Here is a 13,746-nt window from a genome sequence, read left to right as displayed (position 1 = left end):
GGCACGCCCTACAGCCCGGCGACCGGCCTGCCGATCGAGGCGCAGCAGGTGCAGGACATGGTCGACCGCATCATGGCCATGCCCGAGGGCACGCGCGGCTATCTGCTGGCCCCCATCGTTCGCGACCGCAAGGGCGAGTACAAGAAGGAGTTCCTCGAACTCCGCAAACAGGGCTTTCAACGCGTCAAGGTCGATGGCGAATTCTACGAGATCGACACCCCGCCCGAACTGGACAAGAAATTCCGCCACAATATCGACGTGGTCGTCGACCGGCTGGTGGTCGCGGCGGGGATGGAAACCCGGCTGGCCGATTCGCTGCGCACGGCGCTGGATCTGGCCGATGGCATCGCGGTGCTGGAAACCGCGCCGGCTGAAGGCGACCCCGAACGCATCACCTTCAGCGAGAAATTCGCCTGCCCGGTCTCCGGCTTCACCCTGCCCGAGATCGAGCCGCGCCTGTTTTCCTTCAACGCCCCCATGGGCGCCTGCCCGGAATGCGACGGGCTGGGGGTGGAGTTGTTCTTCGACGAAAACCTTGTGGTGCCTGATCAGGCGCTGTCCATCGCCGGCGGCGCCATCGCGCCATGGGCCAAGTCGAAATCGGCCTATCTGACCCAGACCATCAATGCGCTGGCAAAACATTACGGCTTCGACAAGAAGACCGCATGGCGCGACCTGCCGGAAAATATTCGCAAGCTGTTCCTCTACGGCTCCGGCAAGGACGAGATCAAATTCCGCTTCGACGATGCCGGTCGCATCTACGAGGTCACCCGCCAGTTCGAGGGCGTCATCCCCAATATGCAGCGCCGCTTGCGCGAAAGCGATTCGAACTGGGTCCGCGAGGAGATGGAGCGTTACCAGAACAACCGCTCCTGTCAGGTCTGCAACGGCTACCGCCTGCGCCCCGAGGCGCTGTCGGTGAAGATCGCCGGCCATCATATCGGCCAGGTGGTGGAAAAATCCATCAACGAGGCGCTGGCATGGGTGCAGGGCGCACCCGCGCATCTCTCGAAGCAGAAGAACGAAATCGCCGTCGCCATCTTGAAGGAGATCCGCGAACGCCTTGGATTTCTTGTGAATGTCGGGCTGGATTACCTGACGCTGTCGCGCGCGGCGGGAACGCTTTCGGGCGGCGAAAGCCAGCGCATCCGGCTGGCCAGCCAGATCGGATCGGGGCTGACGGGCGTGCTCTATGTGCTGGACGAACCCTCCATCGGGCTGCATCAGCGCGACAATGACCGGCTGATCACGACGCTGAAAGGGCTGCGCGATCAGGGCAATTCAGTGCTGGTGGTCGAGCATGACGAGGACGCGATCCGCAATGCCGATTACGTCTTCGACATGGGACCGGGCGCCGGCGTCCATGGCGGCACCGTCGTCGCCAAGGGCACGCCCGAGGAAATCGCCGCCGACAGCGCCAGCCTGACCGGGCAATACCTGTCCGGCATCCGCGAGATCGCCGTGCCGGTCGAACGCCGCAAGGGCAACGGCAAGTCGGTGACCGTGGTCGGCGCAACCGGCAATAACCTGAAGGACGTGACCGCCGAATTCCCGCTTGCCCGCTTCGTCTGCGTCTCGGGCGTCTCAGGGGGCGGCAAATCGACCCTGACCATCGAAACCCTGTTCAAAACGGCCTCGGCGCGGCTGAACGGCGCCCGTCAGGCCCCGGCGCCCTGCCAGACCATCAAGGGGCTGGAAAACCTCGACAAGGTCATCGACATCGACCAACGCCCCATCGGCCGCACGCCGCGATCCAACCCCGCGACCTATACCGGCGCCTACGATCATATCCGCGACTGGTTCGCCAACCTGCCCGAATCCAAGGCGCGCGGCTACAAGCCCGGGCGGTTCAGCTTCAACGTCAAGGGCGGCCGCTGCGAGGCTTGTCAGGGCGACGGGCTGATCAAGATCGAGATGCATTTCCTGCCCGATGTCTACGTCACCTGCGAGACCTGCCACGGCAAGCGCTATAACCGCGAAACGCTGGAGGTGCTGTTCAAGGGCAAATCCATCGCCGATGTGCTGGACATGACCATCGAGGAGGCGCAGGAATTCTTCAAGGCGGTGCCCTCGATCCGGCGCAAGATGGATGCGCTGATGCAGGTGGGGCTGGGCTATGTGAAGGTCGGCCAGCAGGCGACGACGCTCTCGGGCGGCGAGGCGCAGCGGGTCAAGCTGGCCAAGGAACTTGCACGAGCTTCGACCGGCAAGACCTTGTATATCCTTGACGAACCCACGACAGGCCTGCATTTCGAGGATGTGCGCAAGCTGCTGGAAGTGCTGCATCACCTGGTCGATCAGGGCAATACGGTGGTGGTGATCGAGCATAATCTCGATGTCATCAAGACCGCCGACTGGATCATCGACATCGGCCCCGAAGGCGGCGATGGCGGCGGCCGGATCGTGGCCACCGGCACCCCCGAGGACGTGGCCGGTGTCGCGGAAAGCCATACCGGACGCTATCTTGCACCGATGCTGCCGGCGCGACCGGCAAAGCGCGCGCTGCGGCAAAAGTGACACGGGTGCGGCGCAATGGTCGCATTTCGTTCAAAACTATGGGAACCAGGGCCCGTGCGCCTTGCGTTTGACCGGTTGCGGGGGCGATAGCCCTGGTATCTGAATAATAGGGGGTGCGCGCTGCCCGTCGCGCCCCTATCGTTATCGCGCCCACGGTCTGCCCCGGGGTGACATGGAAGGAAGTCAGAATGCGCCTCATCCCTATCGCGCTTGCCGTCGTCCTCGGCTTGGCGGCTTGTGCCCCGACGCCCCAAACCGCGCCTGCGGCACCCGGCAAGGTCGTTCCCGCCTATTACGAGGCCCGCACCGATAGCGGCCCGAATGGCGAGCCGATCCAGATCGCCGCCGTGAAGACCGCCTATCTGAACGAGCGCACGATGCGCACCAACGTCCCCTATAACGGCCCGGAATCGGCCGGCACGATTGTCGTCGACCCCTTCGCCCGCGTGCTCTATTACGTCCAGCCCGGCGGCATGGCCGAGCGTTATGGCGTGGCCGTCGGCGCCGCCGGCAAGAACTTCGCCGGCAATGGCACCATCGCGCGCAAGGCTGCCTGGCCGAGTTGGACCCCGACCTCGAACATGGTCAACAGCCAGCCAGAGCTTTACGGCCCGCTGAAAGGCGGCATGGCCGGCGGCCCGGACAACCCGCTCGGCTCGCGCGCGCTCTATCTCTATCAGGGTGGCCGCGACACCTATTACCGCATCCACGGCACGCTCGATCCGTCCTCGATCGGCAAGGCAACCTCGGCCGGCTGTATCCGCATGTTCAACCAGGACATCATCGACCTGTTCAACCGCGTCCCGACCGGCACCACCGTGCATGTCCGCTCGCAGTCGGAAAGCGTCAGCTATGAAGGTCCGGTACGGGAATCGCCCGAGGGCTATGCCATCCCGGTCAACCAGATGCCGGCGGTGACGACGACCTCGGCCCCGGCGGCAAGCCCGGTCGAAAGCGCCGTTCGCGGCTGATTGAGCGACAAGATGCCACAAGCCCCGATCCGCCCGGATCGGGGCTTTTGCATGTCCCGGCCATCGGACAAACTTTCCTAACCGCCCGGCCTCGGTTATTCAGGGCGGGTCAGATCCGATCCGAGGAATGCCATGCCAGATTTTTCCGCCAAAGAACGCGATGTCCTGTCCGCCGAGGAACTGGCGCTTTCCACCGCATCCCGCCAGCCGCAGCTTCGCGGCCACAGCGACAAGGCGCTTGCGGCACTGATCGACGACCTTCGCGCCGCCCTGGCACTGGCCGCAGCTCAGGAGGCAGAGGCCAGGCCCGCCCCCCAGCCCGATCAGTCCCGCGCACGATACCTCGACACCGCCCTGCGCCGCGCGATTCGGGAACGCAATCAGCGCCGCAGCAAGGCCAAGGCTGCCGCCGCAGCCGCCGCCGACAAAGCCACCGAAGCGGCACCGCAACCCGCCGGGCGCCGACGGGCCGCAGCCAAGCCTCAGGCGGCGCGCAAGCCTGTCGCCCGAAGCGCAAGGCCCCCGCGCGCAGCCCAGACACCGGACCGGCGCGGCAGCGGCCCCCGCAAGCAGCCCCCGCAGAAGGCGATTGCCGAAGCCCCTGCCCTGCCCGTCACCCAGCCCACGGCCGCGACGACGGCTCAGGACGAACCGGCGACGCAACAGACAAAACCCGCAGCGACCCGCACCGCAAAGCCCAAACCACGGACCAAGCCCCAGGCACCGGCAGAAGCTGCGGCCAAGGCCCCAGAGACGAACGCGGCAGTTCCACCGACGCCCCTGCCTGCAATCGCGGCACCGAAAGCAGGCGGGCAATCCGACGCGGCGGTGAAGGCGTTGACCGCCAAGGCAGAACGCCATGCGGTCAAGGCCGAGAAGGTCAAGGCCAAGGCTGAAAAAGCAGCAAAGAAGGCGGCAAAGAAGGGCGGCAAGAAGCTGAAGAAAGCGGCAAAGGCAGCGCAGGAAAAAGCGCAACAGGCAGAGCGCAAGGCCCGGAAATCCGTCCGCCGCGCCCGCAAGGCCAAGGCAGAGCGCGGCTGAGGCCGCCAGCCTGCCGGGTTCAGGTTTCCCGGGGTCCGGCGATTTGATAATCCGGTTTCGATCCAAGATTTGCGAGTATCGCCGAATGCGGAAATTCCTCTCTGCCCTGCTGGTTTTCGGCCTGGTCGGCGAGGCGGCCTTGGCCCGCCCGGCGGTGGATGCGGTGGATGGCCGCCCGCCCGCCAATCCCGACAAGAACGAGCGCTGCACGACCGACGGGCTGCATTGCATCCGCGCCGAAACCTATGTTGCCGATGTCTGCCGCACCATCGAACGCGCCGCCTCGCGCGAGGGGCTGGACAAGAATTTCCTCGCCCGGCTGATCTGGAAGGAAAGCCGGTTCGAGCCGAGCGCGGTCTCTCATGCCGGGGCCGAGGGCATCGCCCAGTTCATCCCCAGCACCGCCCGCATCGTCGGGCTTCACGACCCCTATAACCCGGCCGAGGCAATCCAGGTTTCGGCCAGCTATCTGCGCCGCCTTCGAGATACGTTCGGCTCGATCGGGCTGGCCGCCGTCGCCTATAATGGCGGCGAGAACCGGGCGGCGCGCTTCCTCGCATCCGGCGGCACCCTGCCCTATGAGACGCAGGATTACGTCGAGGTGATTACCGGCTTCAATGCCTGGCGATGGCGCGACGACCCACCGCCGCCGGAGAAGGTCGATCTTCGTCTGGACGGCGACACCCCCTTTGCCGAGGCCTGCACGACGCTTGCCGGCAATCGCAGCCTGCGCGAATTCGCCCCGTCCCAGGCCAGCGATCCCGTGCTGCCCTGGGGGGTGATCCTGGCCTCGCACCGGACCCGGGCGGGCGCGCAGAGCATGGCCAACCGCTTCAACCGCGCGCTTGGGCCGATCCTCGACGGCAAGCGTGTCAGTTATGTCCGCCGCACGCTGCGCAAGGGCGCGCCGCGCGTCTATACCGCGCAGGTCGGCTGGAACTCGCGCGGCGAGGCGAACAAGTTCTGCCAGCGCGCCCGCGCCGTTGGCGTGAACTGCATCGTGCTGCGGAACTGACCGCCGGCCCCATGCAAAAGGGGCGCCAGAGCGCCCCTTCCGTCATTCACGAGTTGTGCCGTTCACTCGGTCCAATGAACCTTCGACAGGTCATTGGCGGGCGTCGGGCTGTTTTCCCAAAGCCCTTCGATCCGGGCATCGGCCACGCCGGTCTTGGCCAGCTGGAACAGGTAGCCATTGACATAATCGTCGGCGATGATCGTCTGCGCTTCCTTGAGCAGTTCCGAACGGTGGGCGTCGTCGGTGGTGGTGTTCACCTCGGCCATGACCGCCTTCAGCGCGTCGTTCTTGTAATTGAAGTAGTAATCGTCGCGCGTATAGATGCCGATATCCATCGGCTCGACATGGCTGATGATGGTCAGATCGTAATCCTTGCCCTTATAGACCGTTTCCAGCCATTGCGCCCATTCCATATTGGTCGCCTCGGTCTCGATCCCGACGGCGCGAAGCTGCGCGGCCAGAAGCTCTCCGCCGCGACGGGCATAAGGCGTGGGCGGCAGCGCCAGCCGCAGTTTCAGGCCCGAAACCCCGGCCTCGGTCAGCAGGGCCTTGGATTTCTCGGGGTCATAGGCCGATTTCTCGGTCAGGTCGATATAGTCGGGGTGATGCGGCGCGAAATGGGTGCCGATGGGGGTGCCATAGCCGAACATGGCGCCGTCGATCAGTTCCTGACGGTTGATGGCATGGGCAATCGCCTCGCGCACCTTGACGTTATCGAGCGGCGGCACCGCCTTGTTCATGGTCAGGATGGTCTCGCCCTCGGTGGTGCCGACAATGACCTTGAAACGCGGATCGGCCTCAAGCTGGGCCAGCGTCTCGGGCGAGGGATAGATCGGGAAGGCGTCCACGTCGCCCGCCATCATCGCGGCAAAGGCGGCGGTCGGGTCGCCGATGAAGCGGAAGGTGGCGGATTTCAGCGCCGGTTTCTCACCCCAATAGCCGTCGAAAGCGTCGAGCGTGATGGAATCGCCCTGCTTCCACTCGGCGAATTTGAACGGGCCGGTGCCGACGGGATGGGTGGCCTCGTCTGCCACGCTGGCCTCGTCCAGCATCACCGCATCGCCCCAGGCCATCTTGAAGGGGAACATCCCGTCCGCATCCTTCAGGGTGACGCGCACGGTTGCCGGATCGACGGCCTCGACCGTGTCGATCCCCTCAAACAGGGTCTTCTGGGCATTGGTCGAATCCGCCGCCCGCGCCCGGTCGAGCGAGAAGACCACGTCCGAGGCGTCGAAATCGGCGCCGTCGTGGAACTTCACCCCTTCATGCAGATGGAAAGTATAGGTCTTGCCATCTTCGGCCACGTCCCAGCTTGCGGCAAGGGCGGGCAGGATCGCGCCGTCCGGGCCGAATTTCGTCAGCCCCTCGAAGACGTTGGAATAGACCACCTCGTCGATGGCGGCGGCGGCATTGCCGGTCGGGTCGAGGCTCGGCGGCTCCAGCACCATTCCAAGGGTGATGGTGTCCTCAGCGGCAAGCGCGGGCGCGGCCAGAAGCGCGAATGCTGCGGTGGTGATCGTCAGGCGATGGAACATTATTCCCCCCAAAGGTGAAGTTCGCGCGCCATAATGGGAGAATATCTCAGGCGATCAAGGATAATCGGCAGCAAAGGCAGGCCGTGCGGGACGGGGCTTAGCCGTCTCGCGGCTCGGTCAGCTGCTGCACGGCGCCGGCACTGATCAGCCAGAGCGAGGAAATGACCAGCCCCCAATTGGCCCAGCTTGAGGGGTGGAAATCGACCAGGATCGCCCAGATCGCGCAGCCGACCCAGCCCACCGCCATCGGCAAGGTGATCGCCCGCCAGCGCTGCGTGCGGACCGGATGAACGAATTTCACATTGGTGAACATGGCCACGGTCAGCACCACCACGATCAGGAGGATCAGCCAGAAACTCGGCTTCAGCGCGAACAGGACCAGCACCACCATGTTCCAGCAGGCGGGAAATCCGGCGAAGGAATTATCACGCGTTTTCATGCGTGTATCCGAGAAATAGAGAATCGATCCATAGGTGATCGCGATGATCGCGAACCAGCCGGTCCAGCCCGGAAGCAGCCCGGACTTGAACAGCGCGAAGGCCGGGATGAAGACATAGGTCAGGAAATCGATGATGAGATCCATCAGCACGCCGTCGTAAAGCGGCCAGTTTTCCTTGACCCGATAGCGTCTCGCCAGGGGGCCGTCGATGCCGTCGACGACAAAGGCCACGATCAGCCAGAAGAACATCAGCGACCAGCGTTCGTCGACGGCGGCGAGCATGGCCAGCATCGAGAAGACCGCGCCGGTGGCGGTCAGCAGGTGGACGCACAGGGCTTGTATCCGGATATTCATCCGGCGCTTGTCGCATTCCGACCGGGGTCGCGCAAGCCGCTTGAGCGACATGCGCCGGGCGTACACCGCACGTACATATCGCGTGCATCATCTGTCATGCCGGAATGCGCAGCGGCGGGTCTGGTGCTGACGGCGGCGGTGCGGGTCTGATGGGGGCATCTCAGAGTTCCCGCCGGGGGGCGAAGAAACCCCAAACCGCCCGGCGATCCCGTTCGATTCCGGGCGGGCAGGAAGGTGCGGCCCTGGCCCCGCCACAGCCTGTGGCGCGTCCGAAACCCGTCCCGCCTCGCCCTTCTGAATCGCCCTTGCCAATCAGCATCATCACGGCTGATATTCCCGCGCATGAGCGACTCCCGTCCCGGGATGCCGCATGAGAGCGAGACATTCCTTGGAAGATTCGTTTGCGTTGTTCGCATTAGTCGGCTTTCTTGCCCAGATCGTCGATGGCGCGTTGGGCATGGCCTATGGGGTCGTGTCCTCGTCGGTCCTGCTCAGCTTCGGGGTGCCGCCGGCGGCGGCTTCGGCGGCGGTGCACGGCGCCGAGGTCTTCACCACCGGCGCCAGCTGCGCCAGCCATATCGCCCATCGCAATGTCAACTGGCGGCTGTTCTGGATCCTGATGCCCGCCGGGGTGCTGGGCGGGGTGATGGGCGCCTATGTGCTGACCAGCTTCGACGCCGGGTTCATGCGCCCGCTGGTCGCGGCCTATCTGGGGCTGATGGGGGGCTATATCCTCTGGCGCGCCTATACCTATCCGGACCAGTACCGGACCCATTCGCGCGGCTTCGCGGGCGGTCTCGGCGTGATCGGCGGGTTCATGGACGCGGCCGGGGGCGGCGGCTGGGGGCCGGTGGTCTCGACCGGGTTGCTGGGCTCCGGCGGCGCGCCGAGACCGGTGATCGGCACGGTCAATGCGGCCGAGTTCTTCCTGACGCTCGCCGTTTCGCTGACCTTCATCATCGCACTGGCGACCGGTCACTGGGACAGCGTGAACGACCTGCGCGGCCATGGCTGGGCGGTGGCCGGGCTGATCGTCGGCGGCCTTCTGGCCGCGCCGCTGGCCGGCTATGTCGTGCGCGTCATTCCGCACCGGGCGTTGCTGGTGCTGGTCGGGGTGCTGATCTGCGCCCTGTCGGCCTATCAGACGCTGCGGCTCCTCTGATCCGGGCGCGCCGGATCCGTCCCCGCGCGGCGGGTGCTGCCGCGCGCGCACTCAGCGCCGGGGATGGGCCTTGCGATAGACCTCCATCAGCCGGGCATCATCGACGCCGGTATAGACCTGCGTCGTCGCCAGGCTGGCATGGCCAAGGAGTTCCTGAATGGTGCGCAGGTCGCCCCCGGCGGACAGAAGATGCGTGGCGAAGCTGTGGCGCAGGGCGTGGGGCGTGGCGGTGGGCGGCAGGCCGAGCGACTGGCGCATCCGCGCCATGGCACCTTCCAGCACGCCCGCGCGCAGGGGACCGCCGCGCGCGCCGCGAAAGAGCGGGCCGTCTTGCTCCAGCTGATAGGGACAAAGGCGCAGATATTCGGCGATGGCGTCGCTGGCCACCGGCAGGACCGGAACCATACGCTCGCGCCCGCCCTTGCCGCGAATGGTCAGCGCCTCGTGCAGGGGCCAGTCGGCGCCGGAGAGCGACAGCGCCTCGGAGATGCGCAGCCCGCAGCCGTAAAGCAGGGTCAGCACCGCCGCGTCGCGGGCCGCGATCCAGGGCTTTGGGTGGTGGTGTTCGGCATGGTCCAGAAGCGCGCGCGCCTGATCGGGCGCGAGCGGACGCGGCAGGGAACGCTGGTATTTCGGGCCGCGCGTCGACAGCGCCGCCGAAAGGTCATAGCCCTGACGATCCGAGATCCAGCGCAGGAAGCTGCGCACCGCCGAGAGACGCCGCGCCAGCGACCGCGCCGACAGACCCCGCGCCCGTTCCGAGGCGGCGAAGGCGCGCATGTCGGTCTGTTTCAGCGCGGCAAGGGATTTCGGGGTCGCGCCTTCGGCCCAATGCCCGCCGAGAAAGGACAGGAAGGCGATGGTGTCGTCGCGATAGGCGGTGATGGTATGGGGCGAGCGGTCGCGGGTCGCGGCCTCGCCCTGAAGCCATTGCGCCAGCGCATCCGCCATGGCCGGCGTCAGCGCCAGCGGCGCGCTCATTCGTCCAGCCAGCGCAGCAGGATCAGCCGGAAGGCCTGCCCGAAGAAGCGCAGCAGGTCGGTGCCATGGGCGGCGCTGAACCGGCCCGGTTCCTCGGCGCCCATGAGCAGCAGGGCGGGCATCCGGTTCGGCCCGAGATCCAGCGGGATCAGCGCCTCGGAGGCGACCGAGCCGCCATGCAGGGCGGCGGTTGCTGCCGCCACCCGGCGCAGGACCACCTCGCCCGATGGCTGGCCGCGACGACCGCCGGCGATGGCGCGCGCCACCGTGCCGGGCGGCACCATGGTCAGCGGCCCGCCGAGTTCCGGCGCGCCCTCCTTGGTCGCGGTTTCCATCACCAGAACCAGCGTGTCGACGCGCAGGATATCGGCCAGATCGGCCTGAAGATTCTCCAGAAAACCGTCGAAATCCACCGGCTCCAGCAGCGACAGCACGGCGCGGTGGACGGTGTTCATGCCCGACTGGTTTTCATAGGCGGCGGCGATGACGTTTTCATGCGCCGCCTCCAACCGGTCGAGCCGGGCTTCCAGCGCGGTCATGGCGCGGCCACGTATGTCGATGACATTGGCGCCGACCCCATCCTCATGCGCGCCGACAATGGCGCGCATCAGGTCCCGGTCCATCAGGATCGCGCTGGGATCGTCCAGCAGCGCCTGGCGTTGTTCGGGGGTCAGCGCCTCGTCGCTCATCTCAGCCGATCTTCTGGCCGGTGGCGGCCCAGTCCTTGTTGAACTGGTCCAGCCCCTTGTCGGTCAGCGGATGGTTGGCCATCGACTTGATGACGCCGGGCGGCGCGGTGATGACATCGGCGCCGATCTTGCCGGCCTCGATGATATGGTTCACCGAGCGGATCGAGGCGGCGAGGATCTGGGTCTCGTAGCCGTAATTGTCGTAGATCTCGCGAATGTCGGCGATCAGGTCCATGCCGTCCAGATGGATGTCGTCCAGCCGGCCGATGAAGGGGCTGATGAAGGTCGCCCCGGCCTTGGCCGCCAGAATCGCCTGCGCCGCCGAGAAGCAGAGCGTCACATTGACCATGTGGCCGGCATCGGCGAAGGCGCGGCAGGCTTTCAGCCCGTCCCAGGTCAGCGGCACCTTGATGGCGATATTGGGCGCGATCCCGGCCAGGATCTTGCCTTCGCGGATCATGTCATCGGCCTTTTCGGCCACGACCTCGGCCGAGACCGGGCCTTCGACCATGTCGCAGATCTCGCGGGTGACTTCCTCGATATTGCGGCCCGATTTCAGGATCAGCGAGGGGTTGGTGGTCACGCCGTCGACCATGCCAAGGTCGTTCAACTCCTTGATGGCGGCAACATCGGCGGTATCGACGAAGAATTTCATGGCGCTCTCCTCAGATGCGTTCGGGACGGTGATAGCGCAATCTGTTGACCGCCGAAAGCCGGGGGCGCTTGTTTTTCGGGCGCGTCCGGGCCAAGTCTGCGGGACTTCGCTTGAAAGCTGGCTGGACGACGTGACTTTCCATCGACAGGGCGCACGCATCGGGGTGCTGACCACCGAACCCGTGGGGCTGCTGGACTATCTGGCGCCAGAGGGCGGCGTGGCCGAGGGCCAGATCGTGATCTGCCCGCTGGGACCGCGCCGGGTGATGGGCGTGGTCTGGGGGCCGGGCGAAGGGTCCTTCGATCTGGCCAGGCTGCGCCCGGTCCTGCGCAGCGTGGATGCCGCGCCGCTGTCGGATGAGTTGCGCGATTTCCTGAGCCGGGCCGCCGAATACACGCTGACGCCGCTGCCGATGATGCTGCGCATGGCGATGCGGGCGCCGGACCTGGACAGGCCGCCCGCCGAGCGGCGCATCATCCTGCGCGCCGGGCCGGAGCCTTCCCGGATGACCGAGGCGCGTTCGGCGGTGCTGCGGGTCATCGACGATCATGGCGGGGCGAGCTTCGCGCCGTCTGAGCTGGCGCAACTGGCCGGCGTCGGGGTCAGCGTGGTCAAGGGTCTGGTCGCGGCGGGAACGCTGGTCGAGGTGAGCGCGCCGAAGGACATGCCCTATCCCCGGCTTGACCCGGACCTGCCGGGAAAGCCGCTGGCGCCGGATCAGGCCGTGGCCGCCGAGGCGTTGCGGGCGGCGGTCGGCAGCGGGGCTTATGGCACGACGCTTTTGCGCGGCGTCACCGGGTCGGGCAAGACCGAGGTCTATCTGGAGGCCGTGGCCGCCTGCCTGAAGGCGGGGCGGCAGGCCCTGGTGCTGCTGCCGGAAATCGCGCTTTCGGCTGAGTTTCTGGACCGGGTCGAGGCGCGGTTCGGCGCGCGGCCCGGCGAATGGCATTCCGGCGTGTCGCGGACCGAGCGGCGGCGGCTGTGGCACATGGCCGGTTCGGGCGAGGTCGGGCTGGTCGTCGGCGCCCGGTCGGCGCTGTTCCTGCCGTTTCGCGACCTCGGGCTGATCGTTGTCGATGAGGAACATGATTCGTCCTATAAACAGGAAGATACGGTCTATTATTCAGCCCGGGACATGGCCGTTCTGCGCGGGCATGTGGCGCAGGCGCAGGTGGTGCTGGCCTCGGCCACGCCCAGCCTCGAAAGCTGGGTGAATGCGGCGGGCGGGAAATATGCGCGGCTCGACCTGCGCGCGCGCTATGGCGAGGCCGAACTGCCCGAGATGGCCACCGTGGACCTGCGGGCCGAGGACATGCCGGGCGGGCAATGGATCTCGCCCACACTCGCCCGCGCGGTCGAGGCGCGGCGCGCGCGGGGCGAGCAGTCGCTGCTGTTCCTGAACCGGCGCGGCTATGCCCCGGTCACCGTCTGCCGGGCCTGCGGCGAGCAGATCGGCTGCCAGCAATGCGACGCCCGCATGGTCGAGCATCGGTTCCAGAACCGGCTGGTCTGTCACCAATGCGGCGAGACGCGCCCGATCCCGACCGAATGCCCCTCCTGCGGGGTCGAGGGCAAGCTGGCCCCGGTCGGCCCCGGCGTCGAGCGGCTGGCCGAGGAGGTGGCGGGGCGCTTCCCCGATGCGAAGGTGACGGTGCTGTCATCGGACCTGTTCGGCTCGGCCCGGGCGCTGAAGGAGACCATCGCCGGAATCGCCGGGGGCGAGACCGAGATCATCATCGGCACGCAACTGGTGGCGAAGGGGCATAACTTCCCGAAACTGACCTTGGTCGGCGTGATCGACGCCGATCTGGGCCTTCAGGGCGCCGACCTGCGCGCGGCAGAGCGCAGCTTTCAGCTGATGCGGCAGGTCGCGGGCCGGGCCGGGCGGATGCCCGGAGAGCGGCCGGGGCTGGCGCTTTTGCAGACCCATCAGCCGGATCATCCGGTGATCCGGGCGATCCTGTCGGGCGATGACGAGGGTTTCTGGGATGCCGAGGCCGCCATGCGCCGGGCCGAATCCATGCCGCCTTTCGGGCGCCTCGCCGGGATCATCCTGTCCCATCCCGATGCGGCGCTGCTGGCCGATTTCGCCCGCCATCTGGCAATGAATGCCGCCCCGATCCGCGATGCGGGGGCCGAGTTGTTCGGCCCTGCCCCTGCCCCCATCGCCCGCATCCGGGGACGGCACCGGATGCGGATGCTGATCCGCGCGCCGAGGCAGGCCGCGATCCAGCAGGCCATTCGCGACTGGCTGGCCCCGGTCAAGCTGCCGGTGAACATGCGGCTATCGGTGGATATCGACCCGCAGAGCTTCTTCTGAGGATCAAGGGGCGTGGACTTGTCTCGAAAAGGTGCCGGTTTCTTGAGAGCATAAGAGCGACCAAGGA

General features: G+C 66.6%; 11 protein-coding genes. 6 read left to right on the top strand and 5 right to left on the bottom strand.

Translation table 11 applies throughout. From position 1 onward, the window contains the following. The 4 genes from uvrA to Q0330_RS12890 form a co-directional block, all read left to right on the top strand. Positions 1–2,517, top strand: a 2,517-nt coding sequence (gene uvrA, locus Q0330_RS12905; RefSeq protein WP_299479869.1) for an excinuclease ABC subunit UvrA, incomplete at its 5' end; no start/stop codon positions are given. 188 nt (positions 2,518–2,705) lie between these two features. Next, entirely contained in the window at positions 2,706–3,488 is a 783-nt protein-coding gene (locus tag Q0330_RS12900) for a L,D-transpeptidase (RefSeq protein WP_299479866.1), read from the top strand. 132 nt (positions 3,489–3,620) lie between these two features. After that, positions 3,621–4,529: a hypothetical protein gene (locus Q0330_RS12895; RefSeq protein ID WP_299479863.1), complete on the top strand. Its 909-nt coding sequence runs from the start codon at positions 3,621–3,623 to the stop codon at positions 4,527–4,529. Between the two features lie 85 nt (positions 4,530–4,614). Beyond that, positions 4,615–5,544: a lytic transglycosylase domain-containing protein gene (locus Q0330_RS12890; protein ID WP_299479860.1), complete on the top strand. Its 930-nt coding sequence runs from the start codon at positions 4,615–4,617 to the stop codon at positions 5,542–5,544. A gap of 62 nt (positions 5,545–5,606) precedes the next feature. Here the strand turns inward: Q0330_RS12890 and Q0330_RS12885 are convergent, their stop codons facing one another. Both Q0330_RS12885 and Q0330_RS12880 read right to left on the bottom strand, forming a co-directional pair. Continuing rightward, positions 5,607–7,079, bottom strand: coding sequence for an ABC transporter substrate-binding protein (locus tag Q0330_RS12885; RefSeq protein ID WP_299479857.1), 1,473 nt, complete (start codon positions 7,077–7,079; stop codon positions 5,607–5,609). 97 nt (positions 7,080–7,176) lie between these two features. Then, entirely contained in the window at positions 7,177–7,872 is a 696-nt protein-coding gene (locus tag Q0330_RS12880; protein ID WP_299479855.1) for a CDP-alcohol phosphatidyltransferase family protein, read from the bottom strand. 406 nt (positions 7,873–8,278) lie between these two features. Between Q0330_RS12880 and Q0330_RS12875 the strand changes: the two genes are divergently transcribed. Next, on the top strand, positions 8,279–9,034 hold the full coding sequence (locus Q0330_RS12875) for a sulfite exporter TauE/SafE family protein (RefSeq protein WP_299479852.1): 756 nt from the start codon (positions 8,279–8,281) through the stop codon (positions 9,032–9,034). Between the two features lie 51 nt (positions 9,035–9,085). Here the strand turns inward: Q0330_RS12875 and Q0330_RS12870 are convergent, their stop codons facing one another. The 3 genes from Q0330_RS12870 to fsa are packed head-to-tail and all read right to left on the bottom strand — an operon-like array spanning position 9,086 to position 11,359. Beyond that, positions 9,086–10,015, bottom strand: coding sequence for a tyrosine recombinase XerC (locus tag Q0330_RS12870; protein WP_299479849.1), 930 nt, complete (start codon positions 10,013–10,015; stop codon positions 9,086–9,088). Beyond that, positions 10,012–10,704: a DUF484 family protein gene (locus tag Q0330_RS12865; protein WP_299479846.1), complete on the bottom strand. Its 693-nt coding sequence runs from the start codon at positions 10,702–10,704 to the stop codon at positions 10,012–10,014. Before Q0330_RS12865 ends, Q0330_RS12870 begins: the two co-directional genes overlap by 4 nt. Before the next feature lies 1 nt (position 10,705). Beyond that, positions 10,706–11,359 (bottom strand): fructose-6-phosphate aldolase, encoded by a 654-nt coding sequence (gene fsa / locus Q0330_RS12860; RefSeq protein WP_299479843.1) that lies wholly within the window; start codon positions 11,357–11,359, stop codon positions 10,706–10,708. Between the two features lie 130 nt (positions 11,360–11,489). Between fsa and Q0330_RS12855 the strand changes: the two genes are divergently transcribed. Then, positions 11,490–13,679, top strand: coding sequence for a primosomal protein N' (locus Q0330_RS12855; protein ID WP_299479840.1), 2,190 nt, complete (start codon positions 11,490–11,492; stop codon positions 13,677–13,679). Positions 13,680–13,746 lie beyond the last annotated feature (67 nt).

The organism is uncultured Paracoccus sp., from assembly GCF_937873615.1.
Taxonomy (GTDB): Bacteria; Pseudomonadota; Alphaproteobacteria; order Rhodobacterales; family Rhodobacteraceae; genus Paracoccus.
This window is presented reverse-complemented; position numbering and strand designations above follow the sequence as displayed.

Excerpts from the sequence above, each read along its gene's own strand:
- Q0330_RS12890 (WP_299479860.1), top strand. The coding sequence starts at position 4,615 with ATGCGGAAATTCCTCTCTGCCCTGCTGGTTTTCGGCCTGGTCGGCGAG.
- Q0330_RS12895 (WP_299479863.1), top strand. The coding sequence starts at position 3,621 with ATGCCAGATTTTTCCGCCAAAGAACGCGATGTCCTGTCCGCCGAGGAA.
- Q0330_RS12865 (WP_299479846.1), bottom strand. The coding sequence starts at position 10,704 with ATGAGCGACGAGGCGCTGACCCCCGAACAACGCCAGGCGCTGCTGGAC.
- Q0330_RS12880 (WP_299479855.1), bottom strand. The coding sequence starts at position 7,872 with ATGAATATCCGGATACAAGCCCTGTGCGTCCACCTGCTGACCGCCACC.
- Q0330_RS12885 (WP_299479857.1), bottom strand. The coding sequence starts at position 7,079 with ATGTTCCATCGCCTGACGATCACCACCGCAGCATTCGCGCTTCTGGCC.
- Q0330_RS12870 (WP_299479849.1), bottom strand. The coding sequence starts at position 10,015 with ATGAGCGCGCCGCTGGCGCTGACGCCGGCCATGGCGGATGCGCTGGCG.
- Q0330_RS12900 (WP_299479866.1), top strand. The coding sequence starts at position 2,706 with ATGCGCCTCATCCCTATCGCGCTTGCCGTCGTCCTCGGCTTGGCGGCT.
- fsa (WP_299479843.1), bottom strand. The coding sequence starts at position 11,359 with ATGAAATTCTTCGTCGATACCGCCGATGTTGCCGCCATCAAGGAGTTG.